Origin of the sequence: Pseudomonas sp. SWRI77, assembly GCF_014269105.1 — a bacterium.
Taxonomy (GTDB): Bacteria; Pseudomonadota; Gammaproteobacteria; order Pseudomonadales; family Pseudomonadaceae; genus Aquipseudomonas; species Aquipseudomonas capeferrum.
Map to the genome: position 1 here is coordinate 51851 of NZ_JABWRV010000030.1, position 19053 is coordinate 70903.

The window sequence follows — 19053 nt, forward strand, 5'->3', positions numbered from 1 at the left end:
GCCTTGTCCACCTCACGGGTGACAGCCCTGGCAAACGCACGTCCGTAAGCTGGCCCCGACAACGACAATGATCGGGAACACCCATGAACCAGCACCCACTGAACCTGCGCGTCACGCGCTACGCCGCAGAAGCCAAGGACGTGGCACTGATCGAGCTGCGTGCAGACGATGGCCGGGCACTGCCGCCCTTCAGCGCGGGTGCCCACCTGGAAATCCTCGTCGCAGGCGACCTGCCGCGCCACTACTCACTGCTCAACGCGCCCGATGAACGCGACCGCTACCTGATCGGCGTGGGCCTGGCACCTGATAGCCGCGGCGGCTCGCGTTTCATCCATCAGCAACTGCGCCTGGGCGACACCCTCGCCAGCAGCCTGCCGCGCAACCACTTCGGGCTGGACGAGCGCCTGCAACGCTATTGCCTGGTGGCGGGCGGCATCGGCATCACGCCGATACTGGCGATGCTGCGCTGGTGCCAGGCGCACGACAAGGACTGGCGATTGGTGTACAGCGCCCGCAACCGGCAACGCGCCGCGTTCTACGAAACCCTGCGCGCACTGGACCCTGCCCGGGTGCAACTGCACTTCGACGACGAAGCGGGCGGCCATCTGGATACCGCGCAACTGCTCGACACCCTGCGCGATGACGAGCACCTGTACGCCTGCGGGCCAGCGCCGATGCTCGACGCTTTGCAAGCCGCTGCCGGGCCACACGCCGATCGCCTGCACATCGAACGCTTCAGCGCCGCACCGGCCAGCGCCGAGGGCGACCGTGGCTTCACCGTGCACCTGAACCTCAGCGACCGCAGCATCTGGGTCGCCCCCCAGCAAAGCATCCTCGAAGCCCTCGAGGCCCACGGCATCGAGCTGCCGTTTTCGTGCCGGGCCGGCATCTGCGGCAGTTGCCAGACCCGCGTCTGCGCAGGCGTGCCAGACCACCGCGACCTGATCCTCTCGGATGCCGACAGGGCCGCAGGCCACAGCCTGATGATCTGCGTCTCGCGTGCCCTGGGCGACAGCCTGGTGCTGGACCTCTGAACCGCCTCACCCTTCTTCAAGGAGCATCCCCATGTCACTGCCCACCAGCAACCTCATTGCGCATGCCCGCAAAGCCAGCGAACCGATGGCCAACCGCGAGACCCCGTTCATCTACAACGAGTGGTATGTCGCCGCCTTTGACGATGAAGTCGGCCGGCACTTGCTGGCCCGGCGCCTGCTCGACCGCCGCGTGGTGATGTACCGCACAGAGGCAGGCGAGCCGGTCGCCCTGGAAGACCGCTGCGCGCACCGCTCGTTCCCGCTCTCGCGCAGCCATCTGCAAGGCGACAGCATCGTCTGTGGCTACCACGGCTTCCGCTACGACGCCGCCGGCGACCTGACCGAGGTGCCGTCACAGAAAAACTGCCCACGTGGTATTGGCGTACGCCGCTACCCGCTGGTGCGCCAAGGGCCGTTACTGTGGATCTGGCTGGGCGAGGAAGCCCTCGCCGACGCGGCGCAGATCCCCCATCAGGCATGGATCGACGACCCGGCCTGGGCCTGCACCTCCGGGTATTTCCATCACCCGGGCAACTACGTCAGCCTGCATGAAAACCTCATGGACCTGACCCACCTGAGCTTCCTGCATGCCAACACCATCGGCACCCCGGACTACGCCAGCGCGCCCTACAAGCTGGACCTCAAGGAAGGCCATTACACCCTGATCCGCGAAGTGGTGCCGACCACCCTGTCGCCAGTGTGGGGCAAGACCACAGGGCTGGAAGGCTGCGCCAGCGCGGCACGCATTGCCACGTCGGAGTTTCTTTCGCCGGGGCTGCACCGGGTCAGCGTGACCTTCTACGACAACGCCCAGCCGCTGGAGCAGCGCCAGCAGTTCCACATCCGCACCGCGCATATCCTGACCCCGGAAACCGCCAACAGCCTGCACTACTTCATCGTCCATGGGCGCGACTTCGCCCAGCACGACGAAGCCCTGGGCGAGTACATGCACGAGCAGCTGTTCGCCGCCTTCAACGAAGACGTGGAAGGCCTCGGTGCACTGGAGGCCGCGCTCGACGACCGCGACGACCACCACTACGAAATATCCGTGGCCAGCGACGCCCCTGCCGTCGCCACCCGCCTCTACCTGAAGAAACGCGCCGATGCCGAGCGCCAGCACGACAGCCGCAAGGTCGGCTGAAGGCAGCGCTGGCCGCCGTCCATAACAACAATAAAAGGGACATCACATGTTCAAGCCTGAACCGGCTATCACCTGCCTGCGCCTGGCGCTGGTGGCAGCGCTGGCCTTGCCACTGCCCGCCCGCGCCGACTTCATCGGCGACAGCCAGGGCAGCCTGGAGCTGCGCAACTTCTACCAGAACCGCGATTATCGCCAGCACGGGGCCCAGGCTTCCCAGGTCGGCAACTGGTCGCAAGCCTTCATGCTGCGAATGCAATCGGGCTTCACCGAAGGGCCGGTCGGCGTTGGCCTGGACTACCTGGGCCTGCTGGGGGTCAAGCTCGACTCGGGGCGCGGCCGCAGCGGGGACGGCACGCTGCCCTTCGGTTCGCAGTCAGGCCGGCCGGTGGACGACTTCAGCCACATGGGTGTCACCGGCAAGCTGCGGGTGTCGAAGACCCGCCTCGATGTCGGCATTCTCACCCCGACGCTGCCCGTGGTCTTTCGCGATGACATGCGCCTGATGCCCCAGACGTTCGATGGCGCGCTGCTGCAATCGCAGGACGTCGAGCGGCTGACCCTGACCGCCGGGCAGCTCTGGCGCTCGCGCACCCGTGAGTCGTCGGGCAGCGACCGCATGTACCTGGCCGGGCGCAGCGCCGCGTTCGACAGCGGCGCCTTCGATGTGCTGGGCGCCAGTTATGACGTGGGCCACGGCTTGATCGCCAGTGCCTTTCGCGGCGAGCTGCATGACGTGTACCGGCAAGACTTCTACGGCCTGGTGCACACGCTGCCATTAGGGCCGGGGTTGTCGCTGCTCACCGACCTGCGTTACTTCGACAGCACCAGCGCCGGCACTGCCAAGGCCGGCAGCGTCGACAACCGCAACTTCAACATGATGAGCACCCTCAGCGTGGGTGCGCACAAGGTCGGCGTGGGCTACCAGCGCATGTACGGCAACGATGCCTTCCCCACCCTGAACGGCTACACCCCGCCCTACACCGCCAACCTGGTCACGATCGGCACCTTCACCAGCGCCGGCGAAGTGTCGTGGCAAGCCCGCTATGACTACAACTTCGCCGCCCTCGGGCTACCCGGGCTGAGCTTCATGACCCGCTACGTGCGCGGCGACGACATCCGCACCCACGCGGCCGACGGCCATGAGTGGGAACGCGACACCGACCTCGCCTACGTCATCCAGGCCGGCTACTTCCAAGGGCTGGGCGTGCGTTGGCGTAACGCGGCCTATCGCTCCAGCTACGCCAGCGACATGGACGAGAACCGGCTGATCCTCAGCTACACCCTGAAACTCTGGTGACCCCCTTACACCTGCCCTTCGAGGTAACCCCATGAGCCAGACCTTCGAGTCTCTGCAACACGCGCAGAGCGCTGCCAATACCCACCGCCAGATCAGTTGGCGGATCATGCCGCTGCTGCTGATCAGCTACGTCTTCGCCCACCTGGACCGCATCAACATCGGCTTCGCCAAGCTGCAGATGAGCAACGACCTGCAGTTCTCCGATACCGTCTACGGCCTGGGTGCCGGGCTGTTCTTCGTCGCCTACGCGATGTTCGGCGTGCCGGCAAACCTGGTGCTCGACAAGCTTGGCCCACGGCGCTGGATCGCCCTGATGATGGTGACCTGGGGGCTGCTCTCCAGCGCCATGCTGCTGATTGAAAGCGCCCACGGCTTCTATGCCCTGCGTTTCGGTCTGGGGGTGGCCGAGGCCGGTTTCTTCCCGGGCATTCTGGTCTACCTCTACCGCTGGTTCCCGGCCGGGCGCCGGGCCTCGATCACCGCCCTGTTCACCCTGGCAGTCCCCATGGCCGGCGTGGTCGGCGGCCCGGTATCGGGCTGGATCCTCGAACACATGCAAGACACCGCCGGGCTGCGCGGGTGGCAGTGGATGTTTCTGATCGAAGGCCTGCCGGTCGTGGCCTTGGGCCTGGTGATACTGGCGCGGCTGGACGACCGCATCGAAGACGCACGCTGGCTCAGCGACGAACAGAAGCATGCCCTGCGCCAGACGCTGGCCCGTGAGGAAGCACGCAAACAGATCAGTTCCTGGCGCGGGATCTTTGCCAATGGCCAGGTCTGGCTGCTGGTGGCGATCTATTTCGCGGTCATGCTGGCGGTCAACACCCTGGCGTTCTGGATGCCGACCCTGATCCACGGCGCGGGCGTTGCCCACGACAGCCAGATCGGCCTGCTCAGTGCACTGCCCTATCTGGCCGGGTGTTTCTTCATGATTGCCGTGGGGCGCTCTTCCGACCACCACAAAGAGCGGCGCTGGCACCTGTGCGTGCCGATTCTGATGTGCGCGGTGGGGTTGACCCTGACCGGCCTGCAGCCGCAGTCACCGCTGTGGGTGATGACAGGCCTGGCCATTGCTGGCATGGGTGCCAGCAGTGCGTTGCCGATGTTCTGGCAATTGCCTCCGGCCTACCTGGCCGGGCCGATACTGGCGCCGGGGTTGGCCCTGATCAGCTCGCTGGGCAGCGTGGCGGCGTTTGTCGCGCCTTACCTGATCGGCTGGATGCGCGACAACACTCAAAGCGCCAGCCTGGCGCTCTACTTGTTGTCGTTGGTGATCGCCTTGGGCGCCTTGCTGGTGCTGCGCACCTCGGCTGCGGTGGTCAACCCACGCTGAGGCAAGGTACGCAGGCAGGCGTGGCTGGGCCACGCTTGCTTCAAGCAACGGTCTTGTCAGGGACGAACCGCCGTGACTTCGATCTCGACGCGCCAGGCTGGGTGTGCCAAGCCTGCAATCTGGAACGCCGAGCGGGCAGGCAGTACTGGCTGCTTGGCCGCTGGCCCGAAGAACTGGGTGTAGCCGGCCATGAAGCCGTCGAAGTCCATCTTGCCGCCGTTCTCCGGCCCGCCTACCAGGAATACCTGCATCTTAACCACATCCTTGAGGCCCAGACCGAGGTCTTTGAGCTGCTTCTGGATGTTTTCAAGCACATTGATGGTCTGCGCTTTGGTATCACCGAAGGATTCCAGCGAATCCTTGGCGGCGTCGGGGTGGATGACCGACGGAACGGAGCCGCTCAGGTAAACGACTGTCTTGCCAGCAGGCACTTCCACAGCGGCCGAAATGGGGAAACTACCTGCGCTATGGCGCACAACATCCTGTGCATGAACGCTCCCGGCACCGGCGATCGTCAGGGCCAATGCAGCAACGGTCTTGAAAGCGACCTTCATGTGTTTCTCCTAAATGATTACCAAGGGTGATGCGCACGCATCGATGACGCGTGCACGGGTCATTCCATTGTCGTAGCAGGTTTAGAATCGATACAAGCTAAACGGCTCTGGATCAAGCACTGGCGCCTTGCCCAGCAGCAGGTCAACCGTCAACTCGGAGGACACCGGGCTCTCCGTCATGCCCCAGCCGGTCGCGGTGTTGATGACCAGGCCAGGGTATTCTTTGACCGTCGAAATGATGGGGTTCTCATCCGGCGCAATGGCCATGGCGCCGCTCCACTGATCGATCAGCTTCGAGTCGTTGAAGGCAGGGAATTCGACCTTGAGTTTGGCCAGGGATGCATCGAGCTCTGGAATGTCAGGGGCCGCAGTCATCAGCCTGTTCTTCTCGAACGGCGACACCTCATCCAGCCTCCAGCTGGTTGGCTGAGTGAACGAGTCGATCAGCTGCTTGTTCAGCGAGATGTGTACCGGGAAGTCTGGGATGGCCAGCAGTGGCAGGTATTTGTAGCCATACATGAACGACTCTTTGACCACCGGCGCAACGACAACGCGCGGCGAGGTGGCGTAGGTACCGTCAGCCTGCTCGCGGAAGTAGATATTCCCCGGCAATGCAACGTTGCCACCCGGGGCACGGGGCGCAGCGCTGATGATTTGCTGGGATTGGTAGGCGGGCAAGGTTGGCACGTCGACGCCCAGGTTCTGCATGAACAACCGGGACCAGGCACCGCCCGCGACGATCACGCGAGACGCGCGAATGGCGCCTTTCTCGGTCACCACATCAGAGATGGCACCTGCCTGGGTTTCCAGGCCCCTTGCCGCGCAGTGGGTGTAGATACGCACACCCATTTTCTTGGCGTACTCGGCCATGACATACGAGGCGCGCTCGGCGTCCAGGCTACCGGAGTCTTCCTCGAAGCCTGCGACCTTCCAGCTGGAGGCTGAACCGCGCAGCCGTTGATCGAGCTCATTGCCTTGGATGATGCGCGTCTTGAAGGGGATGTCCGAGCCGACTTCGCGGGTTTTCAGATCGATCCACTTTCTGACGCCTTCCAGGTCTTCTTCATCGAAAGGCACTTCGACCCGGCCTTGTGTGCGATAGCTGGTATCCGCACCTACTTTGGCGTTCATTTCACGCCAGCGTTGCTTGGCCAGGTGGTGCAACTGGAACGTCGCATCAGGCATCTTGTAGGTCATGACCTGACCATAGAACCGGCACGACTGCTCGCCGGCAATCTCACCTTTTTCGACGACAACGACGGAGAGGCCACGCTCGACGAGGTTGATCGCGGTCATGAGCCCCAAAATGCCAGCGCCAACAACGACCACGTCCGCTTGCTTGGGCAGCGTGCCCTCGGTGCCCTGTACAAAACCGAAGCGCGGTTTGCCGGGGATCAACCGACCTTCGCGGGTCAGCATAGGCGTCAGAATACCCGCACCCGCCGCAGCGGCCACGACGCCGCCGCCAATCAAAAATTTACGCCTTGTCATTCCCATGACACTTTCCTTTCCAAGCATTCGGTGTGGGTTACATCAGCCCAGACAATGGGCCATAGGCTGGCCGACAGCCCCCGTGGCCAACTTTGTGGCCATCGCGTCAGGCTGACGGTTCAAATTGAGGGCGGGCATTCTGGTGATGCTGGGCAGACGGTGGAATCGCTGAGGACAAATAATTAGTTCAGGGATTTCGTAACTATCGTGCAGGGGACATATAAAGTTGATATAGCGACACAGTGCACTAACAAGAGGGGGCTTAGTTGGGAAAAGTAACTGGATGGTTCAAAGAGCGAGGTGTTTCTTCGTGCGGCTGAGCATCCGTGAACCGGGCTGGCTGCAGCTTCTTTGAACTATTCCACTGGCCCCGCGCCCTAACCTGTGCAGCAAGCCCATTGCCACTTAACTGGAAGGTTCGAGTATTTATGAAAAGCGAACAGATTGAAGGTGTTGCAGAGAAGGTAGCAGGCAAGGCACAGAGCGCGGTTGGCCGGCTGTTCGACGATCCCGCCCTGGAGGCAGAGGGGGATGGGCGTCAGGTCGCGGGGCAACTCACCAAAAGCTACGGTGACGCGGTGGATAGCGTTTCCAACTTTGTAAGAGAGAAGCCGATTGCAGCGTTGGCGATTGGCGCGGCTGTCACGCTGGTTTTGAGCCGCCTGCTCCGACGCTGATCGTTTTACCGGTGCTATTTGCTTGTCGGGAGATAGGGTGAGGGCGGCTAGGTGCCCTTACCCTATCTCCCGATGTACATTCTTTCCCTCAAAATGCCGATACACTAACGGCTCTGTAAAACCCTACAGAACATGCGCCTAAAGCATCTTCGGGCCTGTTCGCTATTGCCCCCTGCACGGTCACCCAAGGAAGAACGGGATGCTGCAACACCATGTTCAACACCACCACCCCATTAAACTATCCCTCATCGCCTTATTAGGGGTTTTCTCATTTACGCAAACCCCGCACACCCTCGCGGACATGACCAACGGCAAAAACCTCTACAAACAACGATGTGCCGTGTGCCACGGCGCCGATATCAAGGGCACCGGGCCGCTGGCCAATAAAAGCAACCCGCCAACCCCCGACCTTACAAGCGCTGCCTTCAAAAAGCGGCTGAGCCATTATCCAGGCGTTATCGTCGCGTCGGTGATACTTCGCCCCAATGGCAACTTGATCCCAAAGACGCTCCAGCAGAACGGTGTAAAAATACCGCCGCACGCCTGGAGCGTTAACGATTTTCGCGACCTGAACCAATACATGACCGGTGTGATTTCAAGAACCACCTGATCCTGAAATGACTGGCAGGCGCTCAGCGCCGCACTGATAGCTGGCACCCTCAAGGCTGGCTTCAAACGCTTCAAGCCCCGCGTACACCTGCTGCAACCCACTGATCTGCGCCATCACTTCAAACTTCTTGTCGGCAATGGCCTTGCCCACCAGCGCCCACGGCAACGCTTGCCCACGGTGCCCCTGGAGGATCGCCTGCATTTCCTTGAGTTTGAAGCCCAACTGCTGCGCGCATTTGATGAGCGTCAGCAGCTCAATGCTTTGCTGGTTGTAAACGCGGTACTTTCCCTGACGCTCGGGCGGCGGCAGCAGGCCAATCGCTTCATAGTGGCGGATGGTCTTGATCGTGGTGCCCGACAGCTGGGCGGCTTTGCCGATGTACATGAACGTCCTTTTTCGTTCGGGTGCGCCGCATCTTCACATAGCGCTGCCGGATCGGGAACCACCCGGGCCTGGTCAGCGGCTGGCGATACTGTTGGCCTTCGCGAGCCAGGCTTCGCGTTGCTGCGGGCTGGAGCCGAGCAGCGGCCCGAACGTCAGGGTCTTCAAGGGTTTTATGCCGCAGAACTGCAACGTCGTCTTGCGTACCTGATGAAGGCCAGGCATGCGGTAAACCCATCTGTAATACCACGCGGGAGTGTCCATCGTTACCAGCAGATGCGCCGTTCGCCCTTTCAGGCGTTGCTCGGGGAAGGCCTTGCCTGCGCGGTACTGGAAAGCAAAACCGGGCAGGAACACCCGGTCGAAAAAACCTTTCATCAAAGCGGGAATACCGCCCCACCAAATCGGGTAGATGAAGGCCAGGTGCTCAGCCCAGGTGATGTCTGCCTGGGCCTTGAGCAGGTCGGGCTCCAGTGGCTGAACCTGCCTGTAGCCTTCGCGCAGCACCGGGTCGAAGTTCAAGGCACCAAGGCGTAACACCCGTACATCATGCCCGGCACTGCTGGCTGCCTCGACGTAACGCGCGGCCAAAGCACCGCAGAAACTATCGCCAGAAGGGTGGCCCAGCACCACCAGTACGCGCTTACTCATCATGACCACATCCTGAACGTGAAGCCTTCAGGGTAAAGGCTGCCCGTAACAGGAGAGTCAAGGCCAGCCAGGCCGTTACTGCGAATCCAGATGGTTGATGCACACCACCTTGGGCTGGGTCATGTCTTCATAGGCAAAGCGCACCCCTTCGCGGCCGAGGCTGCCGTACTTGAAGCCGCCAAACGGCATGGCGTCGAAGCGGTAATCGGACGAGTCGTTGATCATCACGCCCCCTGCCTCGATCCGCCGCGCCAGCTTCAGCGCCGTCGACAGGTCCCGGGTAAACACCCCCGCATGCAGGCTGTATTCCGGCGCATTGGCCAGGGCAACGGCCTCATCCAAGGTGTCGAACGGCTCAAGGATCGCCACCGGCGCGAACACTTCCTGTAGCCAGATACGGCTGCTGTGGCTGACCTGCTCCAGCACAGTGGGCGCATACAGGGCGCCTTGCCGGCGATGGCCACAAAGCAGCGTTGCACCCTGCCCCAGCGCCTCGTCCACCCACTGCTCGGTGCGACGGGCCGCCTGTTCGGTGACCATGGGGCCGACATCCGTTTCCAGGTTCGCCGGGTCACCCAGCTGCAACGCCTTGGACTGCGCCACGAACTGTTCGCGGAATGCCGCGTACACCGCGCGCTGCACGAGGATCCGTTGCGTGCCGATGCAGTTCTGCCCCGCCGCCCAGAAAGCACCCGAGACACAGGACTCCACCGTCGGCCCCAAGTCGCAGTCCGCCAGCACCAGCACAGGCGCATTGCCGCCCAGGTCCATGGCAAGTTTTTTCAACCCTGCGCTGCGGGCGATCGACTCGCCGGTGGCAAAGCCGCCGGTGAAGGAAACCATGCGCACCTCGCGCAGTTCGACCAGCGCCTTGCCCAGTTCGACACCGCCGGTGGCGGTAGTCACCACGTTTTCGCCGAGCCCGGCCTGTACCAGGCAATCGACCAGTTTCAACGCCGACAGCGGCGCCAATTCGGACGGCTTGAGGATCACCGCATTGCCACCGGCAATCGCCGGGCCCAACTTGTGCGCCACCAGGTTCAGCGGGTCGTTGTAGGGCGTGATCGCCACAATCAGCCCCAGCGGTTCGCGGCTGAACCAGCCCTGGCGGGCCTCGGAGCCTTCATAGGCTTCGAACGGCACCACTTCGCCGGCATTGCGCCGCGCCTCCTCGGCGGACAGCTTCAGCGTGTTCACACAGCGCTTTACCTCCTTCTGGGCCTGACGCAGGGTTTTACCGGCTTCGGCCACGATCAGCTCGGCGAACGCGGCAGCATCGGCTTCCACCAACCGCGCCGCCTCTTCCAGAATGCGCGCGCGACGGTGCCGGGGCATTGCTGCACTTTCAAGGCACCCCGCCCGTGCACGCGCCAGCAAGGCGGGCACTGCACTGGCGTCCAGGCAGGGCACACGCCCCACCAGGCGACCGTCAAAGGGGCTGAACACGTCTATGTGGCTTGGCGCTACAGCGTGAACACTGGCCATGCGAGATACGCTCATAAAGGCTCCGTTACTGACGGTGGGTGGTGTGCAGGGCAATGATGTCGGAGAGCAAGGCGTAGGCCGTCTCGATGCGCCCTGCGCCCGGCCCGGACACCGTGACAGCGCCCAGCAGCCCGGTGTCGAACGACACCGCATTAATTGCGCCGCTGATGCCGGCAAGCGGATGCTCAAGTGGCAGCAAGCGGGCTTCGACACTCGCAGACACCGCACCGTCAGCCGCCTTGCTGGCAGCACCGATCAGCTTCCAGCACTGGCCGCTGGCCTGCGCCTTGACGATGTCCGACGCGCTGATGCCGCTGATGCCCGAGCACGTCACATCGCTGACGCTCAAGCGTGCATCCAGCAACTCATTGGCCAGGATCACCACCTTCAGGCGCACGTCATAGCCTTCGACGTCGGCCGTCGGGTCGGCTTCGGCATACCCCAGCTGCTGCGCCTGGGCCACGGCATCGGCGAACGACAAGCCGTCTTTCATGCGGGTCAGGACATAGTTGGAGGTGCCGTTGAGAATGCCCTCGAAGCCTTGTATCTGCGCACCCGCCAGGGCCTGCTTGGCCAGGCGGATCACCGGCGTGCCGCTCATCACCGCGCCTTCGTATTCGAACGCAACGTTGTGCCGCTGGGCCAGCGCCTTGAGCTCGGCCCCGTGCAAGGCGATCGGCCCTTTGTTGGTGGTCACCACATGGATGCCGCTCTCCAGCGCCCAGCAGCAGAAGGTGGCGGCCGGCTCACCATCGACCGGGTTGGTGAAGGTGGCCTCGGCGATGATGTCGGCGCCGGACTGCTTGATGACGGTTTCGTTGAACGCCTCGGCGGTGCCGCCTGGCAGCTGTGCAAACGCGCCCTTTTCGGCTGGCAAGGCCGCCAGTGCGGCAGCGTCCAGGCCATTGCGGTCGACCAGCGAGCCGAGGAACAGGTCGGTGACGCCGACGATCTTCAGGCTGAAGCCGAGGGTGGCCTGCCAGCTGTCGTTGCTCGTTGCAATCAGTTGGGCGAGGCCTCTGTTGACACCGCCAAAACCTACCAGGGCAATTTTGTATTCAGTCACGAAGGCGTTCCTTTTTGCTGTTGTTTGATGGGCTCAGCGTACGAGGTGGCGGCGGGCAGTAGAATTGGCCAAAACGCCGTATTTATTGGGCGATCTGCACAGGCTCGCAGGCCCGCGAATGGGGCCACGCGGTAGCTGACACCGGCTTTGCCGGTGTTCGCGGGGCAAGCCCGCGCCCACAGGGTCGCTGCGTAATCAATGAGATAGATTTTGTTCGGGGGGATAGAAGCGGGGTTAAAAGACGGCGGAGAGGACGAAGGAGGTGACGGTGTTTTCAACACCCTTGATGCCGGCGATTTCTTTCCACACGGCGTGGACCCGCTCCGGGGTAGCGGCATCGACCCTGAGCATCAGGTCAAACTCGCCGCTGAGCACTTCGCACTGCACCACCTCGGGGATGCTCCGCAAGGTGGCCAGCACGTCGTCACCGCGCATGCGGTCGTAGCGATAGACGAAAATCACCGCACTGATCAACGACGATGGCCGGCGGGCGTCCCCCAGCCTAACCGTATAGCCCTGTATCGCACCGTCGCGCTCAAGCCGTTCGATACGCTGGCGCACCGCATTGCGCGACAGGTTCACCTTGGCCCCGAGCTCGGCGTGGGCGATGCGTGCGTTGGCGGTCAGTTCGGCAAGGATGCGCTCGTCCAGCGGGTCGAGAATACGCTTCATGCGGGCCTCGACTGCGCCGCCAGTAAGGCCTTGCACAAGCCATCCAGGTCACCCCGATGCAACGCCGGTGGGCCCTCTTGCACCGGTGGCAGGCAGGCCAGCTCACCCTCCCAGACACCCAGCTGCGCCAGCAGCGCGGCAGACTTGCTTGGCGCGATCTGGCCCAGGGTCACCATCGGCGCACCCAGGCTGCGCCGATGCATGCGGCCCGCCAGTGCGCCGACGGCTGTGTGAGGGTCGACCAGTGTTGCCGCTTGCTCGCGCAGGGTGATGACTTCGCGGCGTACTTCGGCGTCGTCCACCGCATAGGAGTCGAACAACACCCGCGCCTCAAGCCATTGCGCATTGCCGATGCTCAATTCACCACAGGCCTCGAAATGCTCCATCAGCGCTGCGACACGGCTGCCGCTGCGCCCATACAACTCCCAGATGAAGCGCTCCAGGTTCGAATACAGCGAAAAGTCCATGGCCGGTGACGACGTGCGCTGACTGGCATGGGGGGCGTAGCGGTTGCGATGAAGGAAACGGTGAAGGGCATCGTTGCTGTTGGTCGAAACGATCACCTGGTTGATCGGCAGCCCCATTTTCTGCGCAATGAAGCCGGCGTAGATTTCCGCGAAGCTTGCCGCCGGTACGCTGAATGCAACCGGCCGGGTGCCGCCACCCAATTGCAGGGCCGCGTGGAAGTAGAACACGATCTGCGCCAGCACCCCTACCCAGTTGGTCGAGTTGAAACACACCGGTATCAAACCCTCCAGCGGCCAGGCACGAAACAGCCGTGCTACCAGGGTCTGACAGTCGTCGAAACTGCCCTCCACCGGTAACAGCTGAACACTGGCGGGGTCCGCCGCCTGCAAGGCGGCCAGGCGGTCTGCCGGGATCTCGCCCTGCGGGTAGAGAATGGCCAGGCGCACATTGGGCCTGGACGCAAAGGCCTCGATCGCGGCAATGCCGGTATCACCGTTGGTGGCCCCGACCACCAGTGCCTCGCCGCCGGAGCGCGTCAGAAAGTGGCTGACCAGCCGCGCCTGGAGCTGCGCGGCGAAGTCCTTCGAGGTGCGTGTGGGGCCATGGAACAACTGCAGGATCCATTCGTTATGGCCAATCTGCTGCAAGGGTGTGATCGCGCGGTGGCTGAAGGCCTGGTAGCTGTCGCTGAGCAGCACGCGCAAGCACGGGTCATCAATGGCATCGCCGACAAAGGGCGCGATGACCCGCCAGACCAGCTCATCGAAGGGCAGCCAGGACCAACTGGCAATCGCCTCGGGGCTGATTACCGGCAAGTACGCCGGCACATATAGCCCGCCATCGGCGGCAGGCCCCGACAGCACGACTTCACGGAAGTCCGCTCGCACATCAGCGTTGCGGGTACTGACGTAATGCATGAAAACTCCCCAGGGTTACGAAGGCCGGTGCGCGTGTGCCACCAGCCAGGATGAAAACAGCGCAGCATCGGGCGGCAGTGGCCGCCCTTGCTCGCGTACCAGGTAAAACGATTCGCTCGCTTCGATGCGCTGGCTGAAGGGTGCGACCAGTTGGCCGTCCCTGAGCAGGTCCTCGACTACGGACGATCGCGCCAGCGCCACCCCCTGCCCCAGTTCGGCCATGCGGATGGTGGACACCAGCGTGTCGAACTGCAGCCCCCGCGAGTAATCGACATCGTCCGCGCCTACCCGCTTGAGCCAGTAGCCCCAGCCCTCCTCGTAGCCCAGCACATGCAGCAGCGGGTGGTGCCTGAGGTCGCGCGGCTGGCGAATGGGCGAGCGCGCCATCAGCGCCGGCGAACAGACCGGCACCAGCACGTCCCAGGTCAAGCGTTGGGCATGCAGCCCGGGCCATTCGCCATTGCCCCAGCGCACCTCCAGGTCGTCCTCGCCATCCGGCGCCTTGACCCACAGGTTGCTGATATAGCGGATGTCGATGTGCGGGTGCTGGCGGCTGAAGTCGGGCAGACGCGGGGCTAGCCAGTACTGCAGGAACGACAAGCTGCCGCGCACCTTCACCGGCCCGCGCTGGTGCTGGCCGAAGATCTCGTTGGTGCCCACCGCCAGGCGGCTGATCGCATCCTGCACCACCGGCAGGTAGGACTGCCCCTCTTCGGTCAGGCCCAGGCCCCTGGGCAGGCGCTTGAACAAGGCCACGCCCAGGTGGTGTTCGAGTTGCCGAATCTGCTGGCTCACCGCCCCCTGGGTAAGGTGCAGCTCCTCGGCTGCGTGAGTAAAGTTCAAGGCGCGTGCCGACACTTCGAAAGACCGCAGCCAGTTGAGCGGCGGCAGGGTTTTTTGCTTCATCGACACGACCTCGTTCACAGTGGGGTCCGTGCATCATGAACCGGAAGGCTCAGCTCACGCCAACACTCGAACCTGCCGGCGCCAGGGCCGCCAGCCGCTGTGCACGCTTGTTGCGGGTAACCCAGTAGACGAAGTAGCACCAGCCAATGAACGGGATGCCGAAGTACAGGGCGACGCGTTGTTCGGGGTCGAAGGCGATGCCGACACAGGCCAGCACGCAGCAGGCAATCGCGCCCAGCGGCACCCAGGGGTAACCTCGCACCCTGAAGTGCAGGTCTTCGACCCGCCCGCCATTGGCCACGTAATGGCGGCGGAAGGCGATCTGGCTGCCGGCAATGCTCATCCACACCACCACCACCGCCAGGCCGGAAATCGACACCAGCGCCAGGTACACCGTGTCCGGTGCCAGCACGCTGCTGAGCAGCGACGCCGCGGCCCCGGCCATGCTCAGCACGATCGCGTTGACCGGCGTGCCACGCGGCGACAGGCGGGCGAAGCACTTGGGCATATGGCCCTGGTCACTGAGCGTCCACAGCATCCGTGAGGCCGCGTACAGCCCGGAGTTGGCGGCCGACAGCAAGGCAGTGAGGATCACGAAGTTCATGATGTCTGCCGAATACGGGATGCCGATCAGGTCGAAGACCATGACAAACGGGCTTTCGACCAGGCCTGCCTGTTCGCGCGGCAGCAAGGTGGCCAGCACGATGATGGTGCCGACGAAGAACAGCGCCAGGCGCACCACCGTGGTCCGAATAGCCTTGGGCACGCTCACCTGCGGGTCTTTTGCCTCGCCGGCGGCAATGCCGATCAGTTCGGTACCGGAAAACGCAAAGGACACCGCCAGAAGCGTCATCGCAATCGGCAGGACGCCGGTCGGGAACAAGCCCTCGCGGGTGAAGTTGGACAGCCCGATACCCTGCACATGCTGCACATCGAACAGGCCGAAGATGGCGCCAGCGCCGATGGCGATGAAGGCAATCACCGTCAGCACCTTGACCAGCGACAGCCAGAATTCGGTCTCGGCGAACAGGCGCACCGACACCACGTTGCTGACCAGCACCGTGATGGCGAACAGCGCGCTCCAGATCCACACCGGCGTGTCGGGAAACCAGCGGACCATCAGGATGCCCGCCGCGGTGAATTCCGAGCCGATGGCCACGGTCCAGGTCAGCCAGTACAACCAGGCCACCGTGTAGCCGGTGCCTGGCCCCAGGTAGCGGGTGGCATAGCTGCTGAACGAGCCGGTTTCGGGCATCTGCACCGCCAGCTCACCCAGGCAGACCATGACCAGGTAGACCATCACCGCGCCGACGCAATACGCGATCACCGCGCCCAGGGGGCCAGCCTGGTTGACCGTGTAGCCCGAGGTCAGAAACAGGCCCGTGCCGATCACCCCGCCCAGCGCCAACATGACGATATGGCGGGTGTGCATCTCTTTCTTGTACCCGGCCGCTTGGGCCGACGTCGGCTTTGATTGTTCGGTGGACATAATCGAGTTCTCATGAAGTGGCTGGCAATCGACCGGCAAGCGGCCCTGGGGCCGACCCCGTCGATGTGTCAGCGGCTGTTATTGTTATGGCTTTCATGAATCAGGAAGGGCGCGCCCAACGCCTCAGGTCGACACTTCAACGTGCCGATCGCAGCGGTCGCTGCCCTGCCCCTGCTGGGCGCGCACTGTCGCGAACGCCTGGCGCAGGTCTGCCAGCAGGTCAGCGGTATCTTCGATGCCGACCGAAACCCGCACCAGGCCTTCGGAAATGCCCAGTGCCTGGCGCTCTTCCAGGGTGTTTTCCACGTGGCTGGTTGTCCGTGCCGGCCCGTAGATGGTTTCCACTGCACCGAGGTTGCCAGCGCGGTGGGCATAGCGCAGCTTAGGCAGCAGCGCGACCACGGTGTCCATCCCGCCTGCCAGGACGAAACTGACGATCGCGCCAAAACCGCGCATCTGCGCGTTAGCGATCGCGTGGCCGGGGTGCTGCGGCAACCCGGGGTAGTTGACCGACTCCACCAGCGGCTCGGTGCACAGGTATTCGGCCAAGGCCTGGGCGCTGGCCTGTTGCTGACGCAGGCGCAGCGCCAGGGTCTTGATGCCGCGAATGATCAGGTAGGCGGAGAACGGGTCCAGCGAGGCGCCGTTGATTTCACGGTAGTGTCGCACCTGCGCCATCAAGGTTTCGGCACCGCAGACGACACCGCCCAGCACATCGCCATGCCCGGACAGGAATTTGGTCGCGCTGTGCACCACCACGTCGACGCCCAGCAGCAGCGGGTTCTGGTTCAGCGGCGTGGCGAAGGTGTTATCGGCAACCACCAGTGCCCCCACACGCTTGGCTGCGGCTACCAGGCGGCGGATGTCGAGGATTTTCAGCGTCGGGTTGCTCGGCGTCTCCAGGTAGACCACATCGCAACCGCGAGCGATTTCACGCTCCATGGCTTCACTGTCGAGGGTGTCGCACAGCGTCACCTCGATGCCCTGGCGGGGCAGAAACTCTTCGAAGATCTTGTTGGTGCCGCCGTAGCTGTCGCGGGTCGAGACCACACGCTTGCCGTTGCACAGGAAGGTATGCAGTACACCGCTGATGGCGGCCATGCCGGTGCTGAAGGCCACGGCCGACTCGGCGTGTTCCAGGGCGCACAGTTTGTCTTCAAGGACCGCAACCGTCGGGTTGCTCATGCGGCTGTAGATGAAGCCAGGTTGTTTGCCCAGGGCGATGTCGTACCAGGCGTCGATGTCCTGGTAGCCGTAGGCGGCACTGGCGATGATCGGGGTTTGGGTGGCGTTGTAGGGGTGCTCGACCTGTTCACCCTCCCACACCACCTGGGTACCGATACCGGGCTGCACGCCGTGGGCGACCTTTGCTTGGTTATTCATGTAATTGTCTCGCATCGATGAAACACGACGGTGTTTCGACTGGTCTGCGAGGACTATAGAGCGCGCATACGCCCCTGAAAAACGATGCAATAAGGGCCTTAGGGGCGCTTTTTTTAATGGCTTCTGGGGGGCCGCTTTGCGGCCCCGGCGTCTAGCGAACCGCGTGCAAGGCTTGCTGGTCGGCATGGTAGGACGAGCGCACCAGCGGCCCCGACGCCACATTCCTGAAGCCCATCGCCACAGCCTGCTCGGCGAACCAGGCAAAGGTATCCGGGTGCACGAACCGCTGCACCGGCAGGTGGCTGCGCGAAGGCTGCAGGTACTGCCCCAGCGTCAGCATGTCGACCTGATGCTCGCGCATGCGCTGCATCACTTCCAGCACCTCGTCGTCGGTTTCCCCCAGGCCCAGCATCAGCCCGGACTTGGTCGGCACCCCGGGCACCCGGCGCTTGAAGTTCTCCAACAGGTCCAACGACCATTCGAAGTCCGACCCCGGCCGTGCCGCCTTGTACAGGCGCGGCACGGTCTCCAGGTTATGGTTGAACACATCTGGCGGCGCCTGCTCGGTGATGGCCAGGGCCACGTCCATGCGCCCCCGGTAATCCGGCACCAGGGTTTCCAGCGTCGTGCCCGGCGACAGCTTGCGGATTTCGCGCAGGCAGTCGACGAAGTGCTGGGCACCGCCGTCGCGCAGGTCGTCACGGTCCACCGAGGTGATCACCACGTACTTCAGGCGCAGCTCGGCAATGGCAATCGCCAGGTGCTTCGGCTCATCGGCATCCAGCGGTTTCGGCCGGCCATGGCCGACGTCGCAGAACGGGCAACGCCGAGTGCAGATGTCGCCCATGATCATGAAGGTCGCCGTGCCAGCGGAAAAGCACTCGCCCAGGTTCGGGCATGAGGCTTCTTCGCAGACGCTGTGCAGCTTGTGCTTGCGCAGCAGCGCTTTGACCCGGGCGACCTCGGGGGACGTGGCGATTTCCACGCGGATCCAGTCGGGTTTGCGCGGCACTTCCTCGGTGGGCAGAATCTTCACCGGGATGCGCGCCACCTTTTCGGCGCCGCGCAGTTTCACGCCGGCTTGCAGGGGCTGCGGGCGCGTGGCCGCAGTCAGGGTCTGGTTCATGTTCATGCTCCGCCAGTCAGGGCTTCATCCACGGTTGCTTCATCCACGAGGCTTCATCCACGGCCGATTCAGGCGCGGTAGACCGGATATTCCGCACACAGCTTGGCCACCGACCCGGCCACTTGGGCCTCGACATCGGCATCACCAAGGTGGTCGAGGATGTCGCAGACCCAGCCCGCCAGGGCCACGCACTCTGCGACCTTGAAGCCGCGGGTGGTGACAGCCGGGGTGCCGATGCGCAGGCCCGAAGTCACGAACGGCGACTGCGGGTCGTTGGGCACGGCGTTCTTGTTGACGGTGATGTGCGCGCGGCCCAGGGCGGCGTCGGCATCTTTACCGGTGAGGCCCTGGCGGATCAGGCTGACCAGGAAC

General features: G+C 63.5%; 18 protein-coding genes and 1 pseudogene. 6 read left to right on the forward strand and 13 right to left on the reverse strand.

The annotated features are described in order from the left end of the window. The first annotated feature begins 83 nt into the window (after positions 1-83). Genes HU766_RS23125 through HU766_RS23140 form a run of 4 tightly spaced genes read left to right on the forward strand, consistent with a single transcriptional unit; the run spans position 84 to position 4805 of the window. The gene (locus HU766_RS23125) at positions 84-1034 is read left to right on the forward strand and encodes a PDR/VanB family oxidoreductase (protein ID WP_186660956.1); all 951 of its coding nucleotides are present in this window, start codon (positions 84-86) and stop codon (positions 1032-1034) included. A 31-nt stretch (positions 1035-1065) separates the two neighbouring features. After that, positions 1066-2175 carry an aromatic ring-hydroxylating dioxygenase subunit alpha gene (locus HU766_RS23130; RefSeq protein WP_186660963.1) on the forward strand — a complete coding sequence of 370 codons (1110 nt, stop codon included), beginning with the start codon at positions 1066-1068 and terminating at the stop codon, positions 2173-2175. A gap of 46 nt (positions 2176-2221) precedes the next feature. Beyond that, the gene (locus HU766_RS23135; RefSeq protein WP_186660965.1) at positions 2222-3472 is read left to right on the forward strand and encodes an OprD family porin; all 1251 of its coding nucleotides are present in this window, start codon (positions 2222-2224) and stop codon (positions 3470-3472) included. A gap of 31 nt (positions 3473-3503) precedes the next feature. After that, the gene (locus HU766_RS23140) at positions 3504-4805 is read left to right on the forward strand and encodes an MFS transporter (protein ID WP_186660969.1); all 1302 of its coding nucleotides are present in this window, start codon (positions 3504-3506) and stop codon (positions 4803-4805) included. A gap of 56 nt (positions 4806-4861) precedes the next feature. Here HU766_RS23140 and HU766_RS23145 read toward each other — a convergent pair whose 3' ends face one another. Both HU766_RS23145 and HU766_RS23150 read right to left on the reverse strand, forming a co-directional pair. Continuing rightward, a complete protein-coding gene (locus tag HU766_RS23145; RefSeq protein ID WP_033698594.1) occupies positions 4862-5359 on the reverse strand; it encodes a RidA family protein in 498 nt (165 codons plus the stop codon). 81 nt (positions 5360-5440) lie between these two features. Beyond that, entirely contained in the window at positions 5441-6856 is a 1416-nt protein-coding gene (locus HU766_RS23150; protein WP_033698595.1) for an FAD-binding oxidoreductase, read from the reverse strand. A gap of 422 nt (positions 6857-7278) precedes the next feature. Here HU766_RS23150 and HU766_RS23155 point away from each other — a divergent pair, with 422 nt between their 5' ends. Further along, positions 7279-7527 (forward strand): CsbD family protein, encoded by a 249-nt coding sequence (locus tag HU766_RS23155; RefSeq protein ID WP_186660980.1) that lies wholly within the window; start codon positions 7279-7281, stop codon positions 7525-7527. A 199-nt stretch (positions 7528-7726) separates the two neighbouring features. Beyond that, positions 7727-8137, forward strand: a complete 411-nt coding sequence (locus HU766_RS23160) for a c-type cytochrome (protein WP_186660982.1) — start codon at positions 7727-7729, stop codon at positions 8135-8137. Here the strand turns inward: HU766_RS23160 and HU766_RS23165 are convergent. The 11 genes and pseudogenes from HU766_RS23165 to glyA all read right to left on the reverse strand — a co-directional run. Next, positions 8123-8521 carry a MerR family transcriptional regulator gene (locus HU766_RS23165; RefSeq protein ID WP_186660985.1) on the reverse strand — a complete coding sequence of 133 codons (399 nt, stop codon included), beginning with the start codon at positions 8519-8521 and terminating at the stop codon, positions 8123-8125. The two genes, HU766_RS23160 and HU766_RS23165, sit on opposite strands and share 15 nt — an antisense overlap. Before the next feature lie 72 nt (positions 8522-8593). Next, on the reverse strand, positions 8594-9172 hold the full coding sequence (locus tag HU766_RS23170; RefSeq protein ID WP_186660987.1) for an NAD(P)H-dependent oxidoreductase: 579 nt from the start codon (positions 9170-9172) through the stop codon (positions 8594-8596). Between the two features lie 72 nt (positions 9173-9244). After that, a complete protein-coding gene (locus HU766_RS23175) occupies positions 9245-10669 on the reverse strand; it encodes an aldehyde dehydrogenase family protein (RefSeq protein WP_186660989.1) in 1425 nt (474 codons plus the stop codon). A 10-nt stretch (positions 10670-10679) separates the two neighbouring features. Then, a complete protein-coding gene (locus tag HU766_RS23180) occupies positions 10680-11720 on the reverse strand; it encodes a homoserine dehydrogenase (protein ID WP_186660991.1) in 1041 nt (346 codons plus the stop codon). 234 nt (positions 11721-11954) lie between these two features. After that, positions 11955-12392 carry an Lrp/AsnC family transcriptional regulator gene (locus HU766_RS23185; RefSeq protein WP_047583424.1) on the reverse strand — a complete coding sequence of 146 codons (438 nt, stop codon included), beginning with the start codon at positions 12390-12392 and terminating at the stop codon, positions 11955-11957. Further along, positions 12389-13777 (reverse strand): threonine synthase, encoded by a 1389-nt coding sequence (gene thrC, locus HU766_RS23190; protein WP_033698603.1) that lies wholly within the window; start codon positions 13775-13777, stop codon positions 12389-12391. The genes HU766_RS23185 and thrC overlap by 4 nt, the downstream gene beginning before the upstream one ends. A gap of 15 nt (positions 13778-13792) precedes the next feature. After that, positions 13793-14683, reverse strand: coding sequence for a LysR substrate-binding domain-containing protein (locus HU766_RS23195; RefSeq protein WP_033698604.1), 891 nt, complete (start codon positions 14681-14683; stop codon positions 13793-13795). A 49-nt stretch (positions 14684-14732) separates the two neighbouring features. Then, the gene (locus HU766_RS23200; protein WP_186660993.1) at positions 14733-16172 is read right to left on the reverse strand and encodes an amino acid permease; all 1440 of its coding nucleotides are present in this window, start codon (positions 16170-16172) and stop codon (positions 14733-14735) included. Positions 16173-16295: 123 nt separating this feature from the next. Continuing rightward, positions 16296-17555 (reverse strand): cystathionine gamma-synthase family protein, encoded by a 1260-nt coding sequence (locus HU766_RS23205; protein WP_186660997.1) that lies wholly within the window; start codon positions 17553-17555, stop codon positions 16296-16298. 151 nt (positions 17556-17706) lie between these two features. Beyond that, a complete protein-coding gene (gene lipA / locus HU766_RS23210) occupies positions 17707-18681 on the reverse strand; it encodes a lipoyl synthase (protein WP_238338660.1) in 975 nt (324 codons plus the stop codon). Positions 18682-18749: 68 nt separating this feature from the next. Continuing rightward, positions 18750-19053 (reverse strand): annotated as a pseudogene (gene glyA / locus HU766_RS23215) (serine hydroxymethyltransferase); the annotation flags it as partial.

What these genes read in the sequence shown, in the direction of transcription:
- HU766_RS23155 (WP_186660980.1), top strand. Translation starts at nt 7,279, where the DNA reads ATGAAAAGCGAACAGATTGAAGGTGTTGCAGAGAAGGTAGCAGGCAAG.
- HU766_RS23135 (WP_186660965.1), top strand. Translation starts at nt 2,222, where the DNA reads ATGTTCAAGCCTGAACCGGCTATCACCTGCCTGCGCCTGGCGCTGGTG.
- HU766_RS23200 (WP_186660993.1), bottom strand. Translation starts at nt 16,172, where the DNA reads ATGTCCACCGAACAATCAAAGCCGACGTCGGCCCAAGCGGCCGGGTAC.
- lipA (WP_238338660.1), bottom strand. Translation starts at nt 18,681, where the DNA reads ATGAACCAGACCCTGACTGCGGCCACGCGCCCGCAGCCCCTGCAAGCC.
- HU766_RS23170 (WP_186660987.1), bottom strand. Translation starts at nt 9,172, where the DNA reads ATGATGAGTAAGCGCGTACTGGTGGTGCTGGGCCACCCTTCTGGCGAT.
- HU766_RS23175 (WP_186660989.1), bottom strand. Translation starts at nt 10,669, where the DNA reads ATGAGCGTATCTCGCATGGCCAGTGTTCACGCTGTAGCGCCAAGCCAC.
- HU766_RS23125 (WP_186660956.1), top strand. Translation starts at nt 84, where the DNA reads ATGAACCAGCACCCACTGAACCTGCGCGTCACGCGCTACGCCGCAGAA.
- HU766_RS23205 (WP_186660997.1), bottom strand. Translation starts at nt 17,555, where the DNA reads ATGAATAACCAAGCAAAGGTCGCCCACGGCGTGCAGCCCGGTATCGGT.
- HU766_RS23160 (WP_186660982.1), top strand. Translation starts at nt 7,727, where the DNA reads ATGCTGCAACACCATGTTCAACACCACCACCCCATTAAACTATCCCTC.
- thrC (WP_033698603.1), bottom strand. Translation starts at nt 13,777, where the DNA reads ATGCATTACGTCAGTACCCGCAACGCTGATGTGCGAGCGGACTTCCGT.
- HU766_RS23185 (WP_047583424.1), bottom strand. Translation starts at nt 12,392, where the DNA reads ATGAAGCGTATTCTCGACCCGCTGGACGAGCGCATCCTTGCCGAACTG.
- HU766_RS23195 (WP_033698604.1), bottom strand. Translation starts at nt 14,683, where the DNA reads ATGAAGCAAAAAACCCTGCCGCCGCTCAACTGGCTGCGGTCTTTCGAA.
- HU766_RS23165 (WP_186660985.1), bottom strand. Translation starts at nt 8,521, where the DNA reads ATGTACATCGGCAAAGCCGCCCAGCTGTCGGGCACCACGATCAAGACC.
- HU766_RS23145 (WP_033698594.1), bottom strand. Translation starts at nt 5,359, where the DNA reads ATGAAGGTCGCTTTCAAGACCGTTGCTGCATTGGCCCTGACGATCGCC.
- HU766_RS23150 (WP_033698595.1), bottom strand. Translation starts at nt 6,856, where the DNA reads ATGGGAATGACAAGGCGTAAATTTTTGATTGGCGGCGGCGTCGTGGCC.
- HU766_RS23130 (WP_186660963.1), top strand. Translation starts at nt 1,066, where the DNA reads ATGTCACTGCCCACCAGCAACCTCATTGCGCATGCCCGCAAAGCCAGC.
- HU766_RS23140 (WP_186660969.1), top strand. Translation starts at nt 3,504, where the DNA reads ATGAGCCAGACCTTCGAGTCTCTGCAACACGCGCAGAGCGCTGCCAAT.